General features: G+C 55.3%; 18 protein-coding genes and 2 pseudogenes. 12 read left to right on the forward strand and 8 right to left on the reverse strand.

The window, feature by feature from the left end:
• The 3 genes and pseudogenes from NG42_RS23115 to NG42_RS07690 all read left to right on the forward strand — a co-directional run.
• A pseudogene (locus NG42_RS23115) lies at positions 1 to 88 on the forward strand (hydrolase); the annotation flags it as partial.
• Positions 89 to 154: 66 nt separating this feature from the next.
• A complete protein-coding gene (locus NG42_RS07685; RefSeq protein WP_052898725.1) occupies positions 155 to 574 on the forward strand; it encodes a DoxX family protein in 420 nt (139 codons plus the stop codon).
• A complete protein-coding gene (locus NG42_RS07690; protein ID WP_052898727.1) occupies positions 571 to 2,154 on the forward strand; it encodes an MFS transporter in 1,584 nt (527 codons plus the stop codon). Before NG42_RS07685 ends, NG42_RS07690 begins: the two co-directional genes overlap by 4 nt.
• A gap of 41 nt (positions 2,155 to 2,195) precedes the next feature.
• Here NG42_RS07690 and NG42_RS07695 read toward each other — a convergent pair whose 3' ends face one another.
• Positions 2,196 to 3,104, reverse strand: a complete 909-nt coding sequence (locus tag NG42_RS07695; protein WP_052898729.1) for a LysR family transcriptional regulator — start codon at positions 3,102 to 3,104, stop codon at positions 2,196 to 2,198.
• Between the two features lie 135 nt (positions 3,105 to 3,239).
• Here NG42_RS07695 and NG42_RS07700 point away from each other — a divergent pair, with 135 nt between their 5' ends.
• The 3 genes from NG42_RS07700 to yghX all read left to right on the forward strand — a co-directional run bounded on the left by NG42_RS07700 (position 3,240) and on the right by yghX (position 6,764).
• The gene (locus tag NG42_RS07700; RefSeq protein WP_052898731.1) at positions 3,240 to 3,797 is read left to right on the forward strand and encodes an antibiotic biosynthesis monooxygenase; all 558 of its coding nucleotides are present in this window, start codon (positions 3,240 to 3,242) and stop codon (positions 3,795 to 3,797) included.
• Positions 3,798 to 3,816: 19 nt separating this feature from the next.
• Positions 3,817 to 5,685, forward strand: a complete 1,869-nt coding sequence (locus tag NG42_RS07705) for an amidohydrolase (protein WP_052898733.1) — start codon at positions 3,817 to 3,819, stop codon at positions 5,683 to 5,685.
• A 194-nt stretch (positions 5,686 to 5,879) separates the two neighbouring features.
• Positions 5,880 to 6,764 carry a YghX family hydrolase gene (gene yghX / locus NG42_RS07710; protein WP_052898735.1) on the forward strand — a complete coding sequence of 295 codons (885 nt, stop codon included), beginning with the start codon at positions 5,880 to 5,882 and terminating at the stop codon, positions 6,762 to 6,764.
• A 45-nt stretch (positions 6,765 to 6,809) separates the two neighbouring features.
• Here the strand turns inward: yghX and NG42_RS07715 are convergent, their stop codons facing one another.
• The 4 genes from NG42_RS07715 to NG42_RS07730 form a co-directional block, all read right to left on the reverse strand.
• The gene (locus NG42_RS07715; RefSeq protein WP_052898737.1) at positions 6,810 to 7,223 is read right to left on the reverse strand and encodes an ASCH domain-containing protein; all 414 of its coding nucleotides are present in this window, start codon (positions 7,221 to 7,223) and stop codon (positions 6,810 to 6,812) included.
• A gap of 210 nt (positions 7,224 to 7,433) precedes the next feature.
• The gene (locus NG42_RS07720) at positions 7,434 to 7,802 is read right to left on the reverse strand and encodes a hypothetical protein (RefSeq protein WP_052898739.1); all 369 of its coding nucleotides are present in this window, start codon (positions 7,800 to 7,802) and stop codon (positions 7,434 to 7,436) included.
• A gap of 80 nt (positions 7,803 to 7,882) precedes the next feature.
• Positions 7,883 to 8,272 carry a VOC family protein gene (locus NG42_RS07725; protein WP_052898742.1) on the reverse strand — a complete coding sequence of 130 codons (390 nt, stop codon included), beginning with the start codon at positions 8,270 to 8,272 and terminating at the stop codon, positions 7,883 to 7,885.
• A gap of 25 nt (positions 8,273 to 8,297) precedes the next feature.
• On the reverse strand, positions 8,298 to 9,053 hold the full coding sequence (locus tag NG42_RS07730) for an alpha/beta fold hydrolase (protein WP_052898744.1): 756 nt from the start codon (positions 9,051 to 9,053) through the stop codon (positions 8,298 to 8,300).
• Positions 9,054 to 9,137: 84 nt separating this feature from the next.
• Between NG42_RS07730 and NG42_RS07735 the strand changes: the two genes are divergently transcribed.
• Together NG42_RS07735 and NG42_RS07740 are read left to right on the forward strand one after the other, a co-directional pair.
• Complete coding sequence (locus NG42_RS07735) at positions 9,138 to 9,971, forward strand: AraC family transcriptional regulator (RefSeq protein ID WP_052898861.1); 834 nt, start codon at positions 9,138 to 9,140, stop codon at positions 9,969 to 9,971.
• A gap of 77 nt (positions 9,972 to 10,048) precedes the next feature.
• Positions 10,049 to 11,014 (forward strand): DMT family transporter, encoded by a 966-nt coding sequence (locus tag NG42_RS07740; protein ID WP_052898746.1) that lies wholly within the window; start codon positions 10,049 to 10,051, stop codon positions 11,012 to 11,014.
• Between the two features lie 5 nt (positions 11,015 to 11,019).
• Here NG42_RS07740 and NG42_RS07745 read toward each other — a convergent pair whose 3' ends face one another.
• On the reverse strand, positions 11,020 to 11,301 hold the full coding sequence (locus NG42_RS07745; protein ID WP_052898748.1) for a YjcB family protein: 282 nt from the start codon (positions 11,299 to 11,301) through the stop codon (positions 11,020 to 11,022).
• A gap of 263 nt (positions 11,302 to 11,564) precedes the next feature.
• The gene (soxS, locus tag NG42_RS07750) at positions 11,565 to 11,966 is read right to left on the reverse strand and encodes a superoxide response transcriptional regulator SoxS (RefSeq protein WP_052898750.1); all 402 of its coding nucleotides are present in this window, start codon (positions 11,964 to 11,966) and stop codon (positions 11,565 to 11,567) included.
• A gap of 89 nt (positions 11,967 to 12,055) precedes the next feature.
• Between soxS and soxR the strand changes: the two genes are divergently transcribed.
• The 4 genes from soxR (at position 12,056) to NG42_RS07770 (ending at position 16,830) form a co-directional block, all read left to right on the forward strand.
• A complete protein-coding gene (gene soxR, locus NG42_RS07755) occupies positions 12,056 to 12,541 on the forward strand; it encodes a redox-sensitive transcriptional activator SoxR (RefSeq protein ID WP_052898752.1) in 486 nt (161 codons plus the stop codon).
• Positions 12,542 to 12,570: 29 nt separating this feature from the next.
• The gene (locus tag NG42_RS07760) at positions 12,571 to 13,233 is read left to right on the forward strand and encodes a glutathione S-transferase family protein (RefSeq protein ID WP_052898753.1); all 663 of its coding nucleotides are present in this window, start codon (positions 12,571 to 12,573) and stop codon (positions 13,231 to 13,233) included.
• A gap of 376 nt (positions 13,234 to 13,609) precedes the next feature.
• Positions 13,610 to 14,959 (forward strand): NCS2 family permease, encoded by a 1,350-nt coding sequence (locus NG42_RS07765; RefSeq protein ID WP_052898754.1) that lies wholly within the window; start codon positions 13,610 to 13,612, stop codon positions 14,957 to 14,959.
• A gap of 221 nt (positions 14,960 to 15,180) precedes the next feature.
• Positions 15,181 to 16,830 carry a Na+/H+ antiporter gene (locus NG42_RS07770; protein WP_052898755.1) on the forward strand — a complete coding sequence of 550 codons (1,650 nt, stop codon included), beginning with the start codon at positions 15,181 to 15,183 and terminating at the stop codon, positions 16,828 to 16,830.
• Positions 16,831 to 16,936: 106 nt separating this feature from the next.
• Here NG42_RS07770 and NG42_RS23420 read toward each other — a convergent pair.
• Positions 16,937 to 17,095: pseudogene (locus NG42_RS23420) on the reverse strand (LysR family transcriptional regulator); the annotation flags it as partial.

Raw genomic sequence — 17,095 nt, forward strand, 5'->3', positions numbered from 1 at the left:
TCTGGTGCGTGAGCACAGCGGTGCTTACGGCATGGGCGTGGATTATGCCTACACCCTGGTGCATAAAGCCCCACAACGTCAGGCTTAATCAGCCCGCCCACTACAGATTGACGCCGGAACCCTGATACCCCAGCGGTTCCGGCAGGAGAGAATGATGCCTGCTATCCCTGTTTCCACCGTTGCTGCCCACCGGGCGTCGACCAACGTTCTGCACTGGCTGCTGTTGCTGGCTATCTGCGCTGCGTATTTGCAGGGCGGATTAGTCAAACTGTTCGACTTCCCCGCCGCGCTGGCGGAAATGCAGCATTTTGGTCTGTCGCCTGCGGCACCGTTTGCCGTCGCCGTTATCGTGCTGGAACTGGGGGCATCACTGCTGATCCTCACCGGACGGTGGCGCTGGCTGGCCGCACTGGCGCTGGCGCTGTTTACCCTCGCCGCAACCTTTATGGCTAACCGCTTCTGGCTGCTGGATGGGCCGGAACGCGGCATGGTAATGAACGCCTTTTTTGAACATATCGGTCTGGTGGGGGCACTGCTGTATGTGGCGCTGAATGACCTGAGGGAAAAAGCATGAGTCAGAATACGGCATCCACTGGCGCATTTGCTCCACTAAAACAAGGTTTGTTCGCGGTTATCTGGGCGGCGACCATCCTTGGCAATACCGGCAGCTTTATGCGCGATGTTGCCAGCTCGTGGCTGGTGACCGGGTTGTCATCGAACCCGGCGGCGGTAGCGCTGATGCAAACTGCGGCAACGTTACCGATCTTTTTGCTGGCGATCCCGGCCGGGGTACTGTCCGATATTCTTGATCGTCGACGCTTGCTGATTTTCGTTCAGCTACTGTTAGCCAGCGTCAGCGGCACGTTACTGCTGCTGTCGCATAATAATTTGCTGACGGTGGATTATCTGATTGCACTGACCTTTGTTGGCGGTATCGGTGCCGCGTTGATGGGCCCGGCGTGGCAGGCGATTGTGCCGGAACTGGTGCCGCGTCCGCAATTGCGTAACGCGGTCGCGCTTAACTCATTGGGCATTAATATTGCCCGTGCCATCGGCCCGGCGACCGGCGGATTACTGCTGGCGGCGCTGGGTGCCTGGGCGGCGTATGGCGCAGATGTACTCAGCTATGTGTTTGTGCTCGCGGCTTTACTGTGGTGGAAGCGCCCGCAAAAACCTAAAGATGCATTGCAGGAACACTTCTTCGGTGCCTTCCGTGCCGGAATGCGTTACGTCAAAGCCAGCCGTGAGCTGCACCGGGTACTGCTGCGCGCCGCGATTTACTTCGCCTTTGCCAGCGCGATCTGGGCCTTACTGCCGCTGGTGGCGCGTAATCTGTTACAGAGTAGCGCCGGATTCTACGGCATTATGCTCGGCGCGGTGGGCGTTGGCGCGATTGTCGGCGCATTACTGCTGGCTCGTTTACGCCAGGTGATGAGCAGTGACGGTTTGTTATTACTCTCCGCCGCGCTTTCTGCGCTGGTGATGGTGGTACTGGCGCTGTTGCCGGTACAGTGGCTGGCACTGCCACTGATGGTGCTGCTGGGCGTCAGCTGGATTATTGCGCTGACGACGCTGAACGGCGTGGCGCAAGCGGTGCTGCCGGACTGGGTACGTGGCCGTGGCTTGTCGGTCTATCTGATGGTGTTTAACGGTGCGATGGCGGCGGGAAGTCTGTTCTGGGGGCTGGTGGCGAGTCAGACCGGCCTGGTGACCACGCTGTTGCTGGCAGGTGCGGCGCTGTTACTGTCGGCGCTGCTGTTCTGGCGCTTAACTTTGCCGAGCGGTGAGGATGATTTACAACCTTCTGGTCACTGGGATGCGCCGGTAGTGGAAGGGGATGCGCACGCCGATCGTGGTCCGGTAATGATTCAGATTCACTATCAGGTAGCCGCAGCAGATCGTCCGGCGTTTCTGGCGACGATTAAGAAGTTTTCACTGTCACGCCGTCGCGATGGCGCTTATGCCTGGGGCATTGCCGAGCACAGTGCGGAGCCTGATACCCTGGTCGAGTGGTTCCTGGTGGAGTCATGGCAGGAGCATCTGCGTCAGCATCAGCGCGTTTCGCACGCCGATGCCGATCTGCAACGCGAGGTGGTCAGTTTCCACCGTGGCGACAGCAAGCCGGTCGTTCACCATCTGCTGTCTCTGCATTAAAACCCACACCGCCGCGCTGGCAAGATGCAGTGCGGCGGCGTTTATTCCGGCGCATAGACCGCGCGAATGCCGCTAAACGTTTGCAGTTTTTCCCGCCACCAGCTTGCAGCATTGCCGGTGGCGCTCTCATTCCACGCCAGGAAAGCCTGATCGCGGCGCGGTTCGCTATCCAGCTGACGCTCGACCAGTTTCCCGCTCGCCAGATGCGGTGCCGCCAGGTAGCGTGGCAGATAGCCACAACCCAGTCCGTCAAGCTGCGCCTGCACTTTATCGTTAAAGCTGTGCACGCTGAGGATCGGTTGATCGTCCAGCACCCGCAGGTCTGCGCCTTCACTGTGACGCGATGAGTCATTCACCACCACCGCACGATACTGGCGAATCTGCTCTCTCAACAGCGGTGCCGGTAACGAAGCCAGTGGATGATGGGGGGCGATAGCAAACACATACTCCAGCCAGCCAATCGGGACGCACTGAATGCCCTTATGCCTGGCCGGTTCCTGCACCGCGCCGAACACAATGTCGGCTTCACCGTAAGTTAACGCCTCCCAGCAGCCTGCCAGCACGTCGTGGCGGAAAAGCAGCTGAGTGTGTTGATGTTGCTGATAAAACTCATCGATCAACGGCGAAAGCAGCGCAAACGGCACCGAAGCATCGAGGCTGATGGTCAGTTTGCTTTCCCAGCCGCTCTCAACATATTTTGCCTGCTGCTCCAGCTCGCCCACCGCACGCAGCAGCACGCGACCTTTTTCCAGCATCAGTCGACCGGTCGAGGTGAATGTGGCGCGGTGACCGGAGCGATCCAGCAGGGTGATATTCAGATCGCTTTCCATTTTTTGAATCGTATAGCTTAAAGCGGAAGCCGTTTTGAACATTCTGGCCGCCGCGGCCGCAAAGGTGCCGTGACGATCCAGCGCATCAAGGATCATCAAAGCTTCAAGGTTTAATCGCATCGTTTAACTGACCCCAAAAATTGTTTAACAACAACTCAAAATCTTTCCGTTATCAATAACAATTCCTATTTCGTATTGTTTCCCCACTGAATACAACCCCTGACGGTGAAATCACAGGTCATAAAGGAGAATATCGTGGACTATCCCCATCAGCCAGAGCATGTCACCCTGGTGATTACTCACCGTCTGCAACCGGGAAAACAGCCGGATTACGAACGCTGGCTGGAAAAAATTATGCCGCAGGCGGCGCTGTTTACCGGCCATCTGGGCGTTAATGTACTGCGTCCGGTGCATGGCGAAATGACCTATACCATCCTGATCAGATTCGACAGCCTGGATAATCTTTATCACTGGATCCACTCCAGCGAGCGTAAAGCGCGGGTGGCCGAGCTGCCGGAAATGCTGATGACGCCGGAACATATTGAAATGCGTCCTGGTGCTGCATTCTGGTTTACGCCCGCAACTCCGGCTTCCCCGGCTCCGGCGCGCTGGAAGCAGTTTCTGGTGACGCTGGCGGTAATCTTTCCGTCCACCAATCTGGTTCCCTGGTTCTGGGGGCATGTGCTGCCAGCCAGCCAGGGCACTCTGTGGGGACATTTTCTTAACGATGCCTGCGTAGTCGCGCTGGTGGTATATCTGTGGATGCCGGCAATCACTCGCCTGCTTAAAAACTGGCTGACCCCGCGCGGTTAGCCTTACCTGGAGAAAAGTAATGACAACAGCTTCATTAGTTCTGACCAACGGTAAGTTTCATACGGTGGATCGTGAGAATCCGCTGGCAACCGCGGTGGCGATCAAAGACGGCAAATTTCTGGCAGTGGGAACGGAAGCGGAGGTGATGCAATATGCCGATGCGGCGACCAACGTCGTCGATCTGCAAGGGCATACCGGTATTCCGGGGCTGAACGACTCGCACCTGCATTTAATTCGTGGTGGCCTGAACTACAACCTTGAACTGCGCTGGGAAGGCGTGCCTTCACTGGCGGACGCGTTAAGAATGCTGAAAGAGCAGGCGCTGCGCACGCCGAATCCGCAGTGGGTACGTGTGGTGGGCGGCTGGAACGAATTTCAGTTTGCTGAGCGCCGCATGCCAACGCTGGATGAAATTAATGAAGCCGCGCCGGATACGCCAGTCTTTATCCTGCACCTGTACGATCGTGCCTTGCTGAACCGCGCGGCACTGAAAGTTGTCGGCTATACCCGCGACACGCCGAATCCGCCGGGCGGTGAAATTCAGCGCGACAGCAAAGGCAATCCGACCGGGATGCTGATTGCGCGCCCTAATGCGATGATACTGTATGCCACGCTGGCGAAAGGGCCGAAACTGCCGCTGGAGCAACAGGTTAACTCGACGCGCCAGTTTATGCGGGAACTGAACCGTCTGGGCGTGACCAGCGCGATTGACGCCGGTGGCGGCTTCCAGAACTATCCCGATGATTACGAAGTGATTTCTGAGCTGCACGCCAAAAAACAGCTGACCATTCGTATTGCCTACAACCTGTTTACCCAGCGCCCCGGCCATGAACTGGAAGATTTTGAGAAGTGGACCGATATGCTGAAGCCGGGCCAGGGCACGGATTTTTATCGCCATAACGGTGCCGGTGAAATGCTGGTGTTCTCGGCGGCCGACTTCGAAGACTTCCTTGAACCGCGTCCCGATCTGGCTCCCGGTATGGAAGATGAGCTGGAGCGCGTGGTGCGTCATCTGGTGGAGCAGCGCTGGCCATTCCGTTTGCATGCAACTTATAACGAATCAATCAGCCGCATGCTGGATGTGTTTGAAAAGGTTAACCGAGAGATCCCGTTTAATGGTCTGCACTGGTTCTTTGACCACGCCGAAACCATTACCGAAGCCAATATCGAGCGAGTAAAAGCGCTGGGCGGCGGCATTGCGGTACAGCATCGCATGGCGTTCCAGGGCGAATATTTCGCTGAGCGTTACGGTAAAGAAGCCACTAAACAGACGCCGCCGGTGGCGCGGATGCTGGAGGCAGGCGTACCGGTCGGGCTGGGTACCGATGCGACTCGCGTCGCCAGTTATAACCCGTGGACGGCGCTTTACTGGCTGGTTTCCGGCCGTACCGTCGGCGGCATGGCGATGTATGACGATAATGCACGTCTGGATCGTGAAACGGCGCTGATGCTCTGGACTCAGGGCAGCTCATGGTTCTCCAGTGAGCAGGGCAAAAAAGGGCAGATTAAAGTCGGCCAGCTGGCGGACCTGGTGATTCTGTCGCAGGACTATTTCAGCGTGGCGGAAGAAGCGATAAAAGGTATCGAGTCGGTACTGACCATGGTAGACGGCGAAATCGTCTATGCAGCGGGAAGTTTCGGCCCCCTGGCACCGCCGTCAATTCCGGTGTTGCCGGACTGGTCGCCGGTCGTCACCGTGCCGGGTCACTACCGCAGCGCACCGCCGCAGGCCAATGGCCGCGCGGCGCTGATGCAGCAGGTTCACCATTGCAGCGGGCCATGTGGCGTGCATCAGCACTCACACAATATCGCGCGCGGCTCGTCGGTGCCGGTCGCCGACGACAATGCTTTCTGGGGCGCGCTGGGCTGTTCGTGTTTTGCATTTTAGGTTATCCCAATTCCCAGGAAGATGTAGGGGAGCCGTTTTCGGCTCCCGTCCTGAGGGAATGCAGAGGGCGGCGAGAACGCCGCTCCTGTCATTTCAGCCGTCAACCCCGCGCTTTCCGTTAGCAACTTTTTGCAGCGTAGACCATAGTGTTAACTGCGCTTTTTCCCCTTAACTGATGTGAAAGGAGCACGGCTATGACCCGTCTGACGGCAAAAGATTTCTCCCCGGAACTGCTTGAGCTTTACGATCACTATGTGCACGGCAAAATTACCAAGCGTGAATTTCTTTCGCTGGCTGCTAAATTCGCCGTCGGCGGCACGGCGGCGGCGGTATTGGGGGCGCTGATGCCCAATTATGCGCTGGCAGAGCAAGTGGAATTTACCGATCCTGATATTGTCGCGGAATATATCGAATATCCCTCGCCCAATGGCCATCAGAAAGTAAGGGGATACTGGGTGCGTCCTGCTGCGGCAACCGGACCGGTGCCGGCGGTGGTGGTCGTGCATGAGAATCGCGGGCTGAACCCCTATATTGAGGACGTGGCGCGGCGCGTTGCCAAAGCCGGATTTATTGCGCTGGCACCGGACGGGCTGAGTTCAGTGGGCGGTTATCCGGGTAATGATGAAAAAGGCCGCGAGCTGCAACAGGCGATCGATCCCACCAAACTGATGAATGACTTTTTCGCCGCGATTGAATTTTTGATGCAGCATAAACAGGTGAACGGCAAGGTGGGCATTACCGGTTTTTGTTACGGTGGCGGAGTCTCAAATGCCGCGGCGGTGGCGTATCCCGAACTGAAAGCGGCAGTGCCATTTTACGGGCGTCAGCCAAAAGCCGAAGATGCCGCGCGGATTAAAGCGCCGTTATTAATTCACTACGCCGAGCTGGATACGCGAATTAATGAGGGCTGGCCTGCTTATGAAGCGGCACTAAAAGCCAATAATAAACAGTATGAAGCTTATATTTACCCGGGCGTCCATCATGGTTTTCATAATGACTCGACGCCACGCTACGATAAAGCGGCGGCAGATTTGGCCTGGGAACGTACCATTAACTGGTTCCGCCGCTATCTGGTTTAAGGTTGCATTATTGGCTGGCGAGACGCGCTCGCCAGCAGGTTAAATTTAAACGGTTTCGATAAGCTGAAACTCTTCAAAAACCAGCTCCATATCGTCAGCAAATGTGCCTGCTCGCTGGAAAAAGGCCTGATGTCCGGCTCGCCAGTAATCGAGACTAAGATCACCTTCGCCTTCCAGCCTGGCCTGCGCTTCAGTGATGTCGCAGTAGCGCACCAGTCGCAGCGCGACGGTTCTGATCACGCAAGCTGGCTCTCCTGCACTGTTCAGTATGATGCTGTAACTGCCCACCACTGGCGGCGTCGCCTCTTTACTGTAGGCGTCGAAAGAACAACAGCTTGCAGTCTTAACGCCTTTTATCACCAGCGCTGCCAGCTCATCTGCCAGCTCTGCTGTATCACCAAACGCCCATACTAAAGCGCCGGGGTATTTTTCTTGCAAGCGTGCGGCTGGGTTATTCATGGTTAACTGAAATCCTTGTTGATGATGCACTGATTAACGGATATTGAAGCGACAGATAAACCAGAAGCCAGCCGCGCAAAGTGTGCCAACCAGATGATGATCGGAAAAGAAAGCGAAAACACCGGCACGAAGCCTATCAATGACCACAGTAAAAAGAGAAACGGTCTGTTTATTTTCATCGTCCTTAATGCCTGGTAAAGGCGTTGAAAATTAAGGCGCTGGTGCAGGGCGGCTGATATTACCGGTATCCGCTGAATCAGCGTGGTTCGCCTTATTCTTTTCCCGCGCGTGGTCTCTCTCCTGGCGCTGGCGCTCGACGGCCTCTTTTTGCAGGCGATCCAGCGTGTCCTGGGTCTGACGATTCTGCTCCGCTGTCTTTTGCTGTTGCAGACGAAAATCATCAGCAAACTGCTGGCGTTGTTGCTCGTCCCGTTGACGCTGTTCGTCAACCTGTTGCTGCCGTCGGGCTTCATTCTGCTGCTGAAACTGGTCGTAAGCCGCATTTGCCGAGCTAAGCCCAGGCGTCAGCACTAACAGAGAGAAAATTAACAAGTTACGGGTATTGGCGTATCCCGGCATAAATTCAGTTCCTTTTTAATCGGTTCCGTTAAGTCTGGCCGAAAATAAGCGCCAGAACGTTACTGAATATTCCGAAATACTTATCGCCATGCGCGGTTTTGTAGCACCACCCGGTAACCATCATCATCGACAAATGTCGCGCCGGCGACGTCCCAGTAAGGGTTAAATGAAGGCACCTGCCTGAATCCTGCCGTCAGCATATTCTGGCAACGCTGCTGCCACTGTGCACTATCAGCAAGCCAGAGCACCAGTAAGTCCTCTTCCGTCGCGGTGGGTGACAGCGGGTGATGATGGCAAACCGTAAATTCCAGATGCCAGCCAAGCTGTGGATCGCCGAGCATAATGCCGCTAAAGCCTTGATGGTCGCTAAAGTCAGCGATTTGCTGAAGTCCTAAACCGGCGCAATACAGGGCAGCACTGCGTTGCAGGTCGCTGACCGGGCGGGCAATACGTAAATGAGCGGCAAGCATTGAAATCTTCTCCTTAGCGATGGTGTTACTGCTGACAACCCGCGGCAATTGCTGCGGCTAATCCCTGCGGATTTTCCCACGACATGGAATGTCCGGCGCGGGCGACCACCGAGAGAGGAATACCGGCAGCCGTCACGGCATCAAACTCTGTATCAGGTAGTGAGTATTCACCCACTATCAGGCCGCAGCGTATCGGCAGCGTGGTAAAGATTTCCAGCCATGAAGGGGTAATGCCGTTAACCAGCGAGGATGCGCCACGCCAGGCGGCCTGCGCTAAGGTCATTTGCAGCGAACCGGCCCACGGCGTGTTGTCTTCTTCAATTAACAGCTCGTGACCGTAAGCGATAAATTCAATTTCATCCTGCGCGGCAATCATGCGGCTATAGCTGCCGCCACCGGCGCGGAAGTTGGGTTCGGAGACCAGCAGTGTCGTCAGGTTAGCGGGCTTCAATGCCGCCACTTCAATCGCGATGCTGCCGCCCATACTGTGGCCGTACAGAGTAAACGCGGGCAATGCCAGATGGTTTAGCAGTTCGGCAATCACCCGAGCCTGATCGCTGGTGGTATAGCTAAAGCTGGTGGGTTTATCGCTAAAGCCGGATCCGGGTAGATCGACCAGAATCATGCGGCGATCGCGCAGTGCCGGATCGGCCGCCACACGCGGGTATTCATAGGACGCAGCACAACCCAGGCCGTGAATAAACACAATCGGCGCGAGTTCACCAGGCAGATCGTGATAGCGCACTTCGCCTGACAGCACCGAAGAGAAAAAGCGGTTCAATGTGAAACTCCTTTGCAAAGTTGGGTGGCCGACTGGCATGCTATTATGCTTATTCTTTCTCCTTTACAGTTGCTGGAGTGTGCGGTGCAAGGCGTACCTGAGCAGTTTCCATGTGAAAAAGATCGCGCGCAGTTCCGCCATCTGCCGTCGTTGCCGGGCGTGGAGCTTTATCACGCACATATCTCCCGCTACGCGTTTGAGCCGCATACCCATGAGGCTTTTGGTATCGGCACTATCGACTTTGGCGCTGAGCGTTTTCGCTATCGCGGCGTCAATCACGTCGCGCCCGTTCATTCGCTGGTACTGATGAACCCGGATGAACTGCATACCGGCGAGTCAGCGACGGATGAAGGCTGGCGCTACCGAATGATTTATATCGAGCCGCAGATGCTGGAGTCGCTCTCCGGTGAGCAGGGCTGGTGGTTTACCGATGCGGTACGTGACGATCTCGCGACCTCACAGCAGTTGTCACAGGCACTGGCGGCGCTCTGGCAGGCGAGTGATTCGCTGGCGGCGGAAAGTATGATGCTGAATATCATGCAATTATTCCGCCCTCATGCGCGGGTGGCGAATAAGCGGGTGGCCGAACCGGCCCATCGCTTTGATATCGTCAGAGACTATCTGCGTGCCAACGTTAATCGCAATATTACTCTGGCCGAACTGGCGGCGCTGGTATCACTGAGTCCTTTTCATTTTCTGCGTCAGTTTAAGCAGCAGTATCATGTCACGCCGCATCAGATGCTGATGGCGTTTCGCTTATTTGAAGCCAAGCAGCTGCTGACGCGGGGGTTGCCGCTGGCGGAAGTGGCGGCGGCTTCAGGTCTGACCGATCAGGCGCATCTGACGCGGACTTTCTCTCAGCGCTATGGCATTACGCCGGGCCGCTATCAAAAGCAGGTCACGCTGGCGCGACGTTAACCGCAATTTCATACAATATTTTTGCCGTGATTCACGCCAGACTGATCGCTGATTTCACGGTTATTGCAGGTTAAAACATGTTCGCAGGCGTATTGTTTGCCCTCTCTGCTGGCTTAATGTGGGGATTAATTTTTGTCGGGCCGCTGCTGGTGCCGGAATATCCGGGGGCGTTGCAATCGGTCGGGCGTTACGTGGCGTTTGGCCTGCTGGCTTTGCCGCTGGCATGGCATGCGCGTCAGCGTTTACGCCTGCTGTCACGTGCTGACTGGATTGAGGCGTTAAAACTGACGCTGGTCGGCAATATTCTTTATTACACCTGTCTCGCCAATGCGATTCAGCGAACCGGCGCGCCAGTCTCGACCATGATTATCGGCACGCTGCCGGTGGTGATTTCGGTCACTGCCAATCTGGTTTATGGTCATCACGATGGCAGATTGTCGTGGCGTAAACTGACGCCAGCACTGGTGTTGATTGCGCTGGGGCTGGTATGTGTTAATGCGGCGGAACTGCAAAGCGGGGCGGTGGCTTTCGATCTCTGGCGTTATCTCAGCGGTATTGCGCTGGCGCTGGTCGCCGTGGCCTGCTGGACCTGGTATCCGTTACGCAACTCTCGCTGGCTGCGAGAAAATCCGGATAAAAAACCGGCTACCTGGGCCACCGCACAAGGGCTGGTAACATTGCCAGTGGCGTTGATTGCCGGTCTGGTGGTGACGGCGAATCTGGCGCTGACGCAGCCGGCGTTCGCGCTGCCGTTTGGCCCGCGTCCGGAAGTGTTTATTCCGTTGATGCTGGTGATCGGTCTGTTGTGTTCGTGGCTGGGGACACTATGCTGGAACGAGGCCAGCCAGCGTCTGCCGACGGTACTGGTTGGCCCATTGATCGTTTTTGAGATTCTGGCGGGGCTGGGATATACCTTTCTGCTGCGCCAGCAGTGGCCACCGTTGATGACGCTGTGCGGTATTGTCTGCCTGATGGCCGGGGTTATCTATGCGATGCGGATTAAACCTGAACCGGTCATTAAGCCGATTTCGTCATCCAGCTAATGCGCTTACGGCATTGGCCAGTTGGCGGGTGCCTGACTCATAACATCAACAAAGACATTTTTTGACACGTCCCAGAAATGGTTAACGTTGTCCATGCTCAGGGTAATACCCAGTAAACCCGTTACAAACCAGCATGACATGCCAATACCAATGCCACTAAAGATAAACGCCATGGCATTACGACTGCTCTGGCGGCATTTGATTTTAAAAGTACTGGCGAAAAACATCATAACTGCACTCAGCAGTTCCCAACGCATAAGTAGCACACTGGCAGTTAAAGTGCCCATCGAACAAGCCTCTTGAGATGATATGCCCTGACGTAAAAAAAGCGGCATCATCAAAAGGGCTGAAGAAGTGCAGGGAAATTTCTCAGCGCGCTGATACCGGGTTGTATATGTGACGTGGATCACATTATATCACCGGATTTTAAATATTGAACGATTTTTATACCTGGTATGGTAGTTTTTTGCTCAGCGCTGGCAGGGAATTCTGGGAAAGGAAGATCAAGCGGCCCCCTGTAGCTATGGCATCAGGGGGGAAGGACAGGTTATCAGTTACTCTGACCGCAACCTGCGAAGCGTGCTGCGCAGTCAAACTGGTAGGGGCGCTGACGCGTCAAACTCTGGCGACGCATGGTGTGGCGATAGGCGGTTGGCGTCTGTGAAAACTGACGGCGAAACACGCGGGAAAAGGTCTGCTGCGAGTCATAACCATACTGCATAGCAATATCAAACACCGGGCGCTGAGTTTTTGACAGCGCTTCCGCCGCCAGCGTCAGACGACGCTCCCGAATGTAGCCACCCAACGTCTGTTTCGTGACGGTACGGAACATACGTTGCAGATGCCACTTCGAATAGCCTGATTTCGCCGCCACTTCATCAATCGACAAAGTTTTATCTAAATTCTGTTCAATCCAGTCAGTCAGTGTATGAATAATATCGTTATGCATCATGACCTCATCCTTCATTTAGAGATTTTGATTTCGCTGTTTTGTTGGTGGAGGAGTATAATTCCTCAAGTTAACTTGAGGTAAAGGGCTAAATGAAAAAAGATCGCAATCGGCAGAAAACCGTTCTGACGCCCGGCGAAGTCGCAAAACGCTGCGGCGTCGCCGTCTCCGCGCTGCACTTTTATGAATCCAAAGGGTTAATTTCCAGCACGCGTAACGCAGGTAACCAGCGGCGCTATCAGCGCGATGTGCTGCGCCGGGTGGCGATTATCAAAATTGCCCAGCGTATCGGCATTCCACTGGCAACCGTCAGTGACAACCTGATGAACGTGCCGGTCGATAAAAAGATTTCGGTCAAGGCGTGGTCTGAACTGACGCAGCAGTGGCGTTCAGAACTGGATAAGCGCATCGAAACCCTGACGCGCCTGCGCGATCAGCTGGATGGCTGCATTGGCTGCGGCTGTTTGTCGATGAGTGACTGTCCGCTGCGTAACCCGGACGACCGTCTTTCCACGCAGGGAACCGGGGCGATTTTGCTTAATCCGGAAATTGAAAGTGATGACGAAGGTCTATACTGATAAACCGCAGTTAAACACAAGGTTACGCCATGATCACTGTTCATCATCTCGATAATTCGCGCTCGCAACGTGTGCTGTGGCTGCTGGAAGAGCTGGAAGTGCCTTACCAGATCAAACGCTATCAGCGTGAGAACACCATGCTGGCACCACCCGAGTTAAAAAAAATCCATCCGCTCGGTAAATCACCGGTCATTACCGATGACAATCGCGTGATTGCCGAATCCGGGGCGATCCTTGAGTATCTGGCGGAGCGATATGACACAGAATATCGGCTGAAACTTTCTGATGAGGAAGAGCAGCTACAGTCTCGTTACTGGCTGCACTATGCGGAAGGCTCGTTAATGCCGCTGCTGGTGATGAAACTGATCTTCAGTCGGATGGGCAAACCGCCGGTGCCGTGGCTGATGCGTCCGATTGGTGCGGCTTTTGGTAAAGGTGTACAGAAGGCGTATCTCAATAAGCAAATCGCTACGCATCAACAATTTATCGAGCAGCATCTGGCTAAAAATTCATGGTTTGCCGGGCAAAATTTCAGTATCGCCGATGTGCAGATGAGCTTTCCGCTCCAGGCGCTGATAACGCGCGGTAGCCTGGGGAATACACCCCATACCCAAGCCTGGCTGGATAAAATTCAGACCCGTGCCGCCTGGCAACGTGCTATTCAGCAGGGGGGTGAGCTGAAACTGAGTTGAGCCCTTTACCACAAAGGTTTCAGCCGGTTGTGACGCCGAGTTGTTGATAAGAAAACACTATTACGCAATATTGCCGCCGATGAGTAGAGTCTGATCGGCAGTCAGTGAGCGCATCGACCTGCGGGCAATATCGCGAAAGGCGTCAATTAACCGCAAACAGCAGTTGAAAATGCGCTATTAAAGGCAGGATAATCGTTTGCCTTTTAAAACGGCGCACCTGGTGCGCCTTTTATCTGGGCGGCGAAGTAAACGTTTGCTTCTTCGCTTATCTGAAAAAAACAGATTTTATGCCGGGAAGCGTGTTTCCCGCCACCAGGGTGCGAGTGATACGCGCCGCGCATGCATACATCATAAGAAATCTCAGGGGATATTCTCTATGTCGACTCCTTCACGTCAGGCCGGCGGTTCTTTCGACGCCTGGTTCAAAATCTCTGCGCGCAACAGTAGCGTGCGCCAGGAGGTTTTAGCTGGCCTCACGACCTTCCTTGCCATGGTTTATTCGGTGATTGTGGTGCCGGGTATGCTGGGTAAAGCAGGCTTTCCGCCAACCGCAGTGTTTGTTTCAACCTGCCTGGTTGCCGGTTTTGGCTCAATTATTATGGGTTTATGGGCTAATTTGCCGATGGCGATTGGCTGTGCGATTTCACTGACCGCCTTTACGGCTTTTAGCCTGGTGCTGGGTCAGCAGATCAGTGTGCCGGTCGCACTGGGCGCGGTATTCCTGATGGGGGTGCTGTTTACCATTATCTCGGCCACCGGCATTCGTGCATGGATTCTGCGTAATTTGCCGATGGGGGTGGCGCACGGTACCGGAGTAGGTATCGGCCTGTTTCTGCTGCTGATCGCCGCAGACGGCGTCGGTCTGGTGGTGAAAAACCCGGCTCCGGGTCTGCCTGTGGCGCTGGGTGACTTTGCTTCTTTCCCGGTTCTGTTATCGCTTATCGGCCTCGCGGCGATCTTTGGTCTGGAAAAACTGCGCGTGCCGGGCGGGATTCTGCTGACGATTATCGCGATTTCCGTTATCGGGCTGATCTTCGATCCGGCGGTGAAATACCAGGGGCTGTTTGCCATGCCGAGCCTGAGCGACGCCAATGGACACTCGCTGGTATTCAGTCTGGATATTCTCGGCGCGCTGAAACCGGCGGTATTACCGACCGTGCTGGCGCTGGTGATGACGGCGGTGTTTGATGCCACCGGCACCATTCGTGCCGTCGCGGGGCAGGCTAATCTGCTGGATAAAGACAATCAGATTATTAACGGCGGTAAAGCGCTGACCACTGATTCGCTTAGCAGCGTGTTTGCCGGTCTGGTCGGTTCATCGCCTGCGGCGGTGTATATTGAGTCCGCAGCGGGTACGGCGGCGGGGGGCAAAACCGGTCTGACGGCGATTGTGGTTGGCCTGCTGTTTATGCTGATTCTGTTTATGTCGCCGCTGGCTTATCTGGTGCCGGCGTATGCCACCGCACCGGCGCTGATGTATGTTGGCTTGCTGATGCTGAGCAACGTATCGAAAATCGATTTCAGCGACTTTGTTGATGCGATGTCCGGCTTGCTGTGTGCGGTATTTATCGTGCTCACCTGTAATATCGTCACCGGTATTATGCTGGGCTTTGGTGCGCTGGTCATTGGTCGTATCTTTGCCGGTGAATGGCGTAAGCTGAATATCGGTACGCTGGTGATTGCTGTGGCGCTGGTGGCTTTTTATGCTGGTGGCTGGGCGATTTAATCAGTGATTCTGCATGGGGAATGGATGCCCCAGCAAAAAGTTTCTTTTCCGCTATATCCCGCCATATTTCGGCTTTATTACGCCAGAATCGTCTCTAATTTCCTTAACCGCACGTCCTGTTTTTAAACGGTCTGCTTTTTTGTTTTACAATTCCCTGAGGCATGTCGTTCCCCATGCCAGCATTTATCACGCCTGTCGGAAGAAGAGGCTACAAGGAAAGCATGGAAATATTTTTTACAATACTCATTATGACGCTGGTGGTTTCACTCTCTGGTGTCGCTGCACGCATTATCCCGTTTCAGATCCCTTTACCGCTGGTGCAAATCGCTGCCGGTGCGCTGTTAGCCTGGCCCACGTTCGGCCTGCACGTTGACTTCGATCCTGAGCTGTTTTTGGTTCTGTTTATTCCGCCGCTGCTGTTTGCCGACGGCTGGAAAACCCCGACCAGTGAATTCCTGCATCATGGCCGCGAAATAATTGGTCTGGCGCTGGTACTGGTGCTGATTACCGTGGTCGGGATTGGTTATCTGATTTACTGGATGGTGCCAGGTATTCCACTGATTCCGGCGTTTGCGCTGGCGGCGGTGCTGTCGCCGACCGATGCGGTGGCACTCTCCGGCATTGTTGGCGAAGGGCGGATACCGAAGAAAATCATGTCGATTTTGCAGGGCGAGGCGCTGATGAACGACGCCTCTGGCCTGGTGTCGCTGAAGTTTGCCGTCGCGGTCGCGATGGGCACCATGGTGTTTACCGTATCCGGCGCCAGCGTCGAATTCGTAAAGGTGGCGATTGGCGGCCTGCTGGCCGGTATCGCCGTCTGCTGGCTGTTCGGTAAATCTTTGCGTGTATTCAGCCGACTGAGCGGTGACGATCCGGCAACGCAAACCGTACTGCTGCTGCTGCTGCCGTTTGCCTCTTATCTGATTGCCGAACACCTTGGGGTTTCCGGCATTCTGGCGGCGGTGGCGGCCGGTATGACCATCACCCGTTCCGGCATTATGCGTCAGGCTCCGCTGGCAATGCGTTTGCGTGCCAACAGCGTCTGGCAGATGCTGGAGTTTGTGTTTAACGGCATGGTGTTCCTGATGCTGGGTCTGCAGTTACCGGGCATTCTGGAAACCTCGGTGGCGCAGGCGAATGCTGACCCGAATGTTCAGCTGTGGATGTTGTTTACCGATATCGTGCTGATCTACGCGGCGCTGATGATTGTGCGTTTCGGCTGGTTGTTCATTATGCAGCGCCTGAGCCGTCGTTTCCTGACCAAGCGCCCGATGGAGTTCGGCAACTACTCCACGCGTGAGTTGTTAATTGCGTCGTTTGCTGGCGTGCGTGGTGCGATTACCCTCGCGGGTGTGCTGTCGATTCCGCTGTTGCTGACCAATGGCGATGATTTCCCGGCACGTTATGAGCTGATTTTCCTCGCGACCGGAGTGATTCTTTTCTCACTGTTTGTCGGTGTCATTTTGCTGCCGATTCTGCTGCGTGGTGTCGAGGGGATTGATAAGTCAGCCCATCGCCATGAGATGCAGAATGCGCGTGCTGCAATGGCCGGTGTGGCGATTGAAAGCCTGCGTAAAATGGAAGAGCGACTGGCGGTCGATACCGAAGAGAATATCGATAACGAGTTGCTGAAAGAGATCAGTGCGCGGGTTGCCGGCAATATGCGTCGCCGCATTGATGGCAAAGAGGATGCGGAACGCGCGCTGTTTGCTGAAAACCTTGAGCGTCGCTTCCGCTTAACCGCGCTGCGCGCCGAGCGTGGCGAGGTTTACCATCTGCGCGCCACTCAGCAAATCAGTAACGAAACCATGATGAAGCTGCTGCACGATCTCGATTTGCTGGAAGCACTGCTGATTGAGAAAGAGGAGTAGCCGATTTCTCTGCCCCAGGGGCGGCGTTCTCGCCGCCCGTGTCGAGGGTTAGCACCTCGCATGCTATCAGGACGGGAGCCGAAAACGGCTCCCCGACAACTAATATTTACACCGACAACCTCGGAGCTTCGCCCGGCCAGAACTCACGACAACAGTGAATCCACGCCTGCGCGCTGCGCGACAGATAGCTGCCTTCACGCCAGATTAAACCCAGCTTCCACTCCATATCTGACTCCAGCGGCAACCACAGCAGCGATTGCTTATC

It is taken from the genome of Winslowiella iniecta, from assembly GCF_001267535.1.
Classification (GTDB): Bacteria; Pseudomonadota; Gammaproteobacteria; order Enterobacterales; family Enterobacteriaceae; genus Erwinia; species Erwinia iniecta.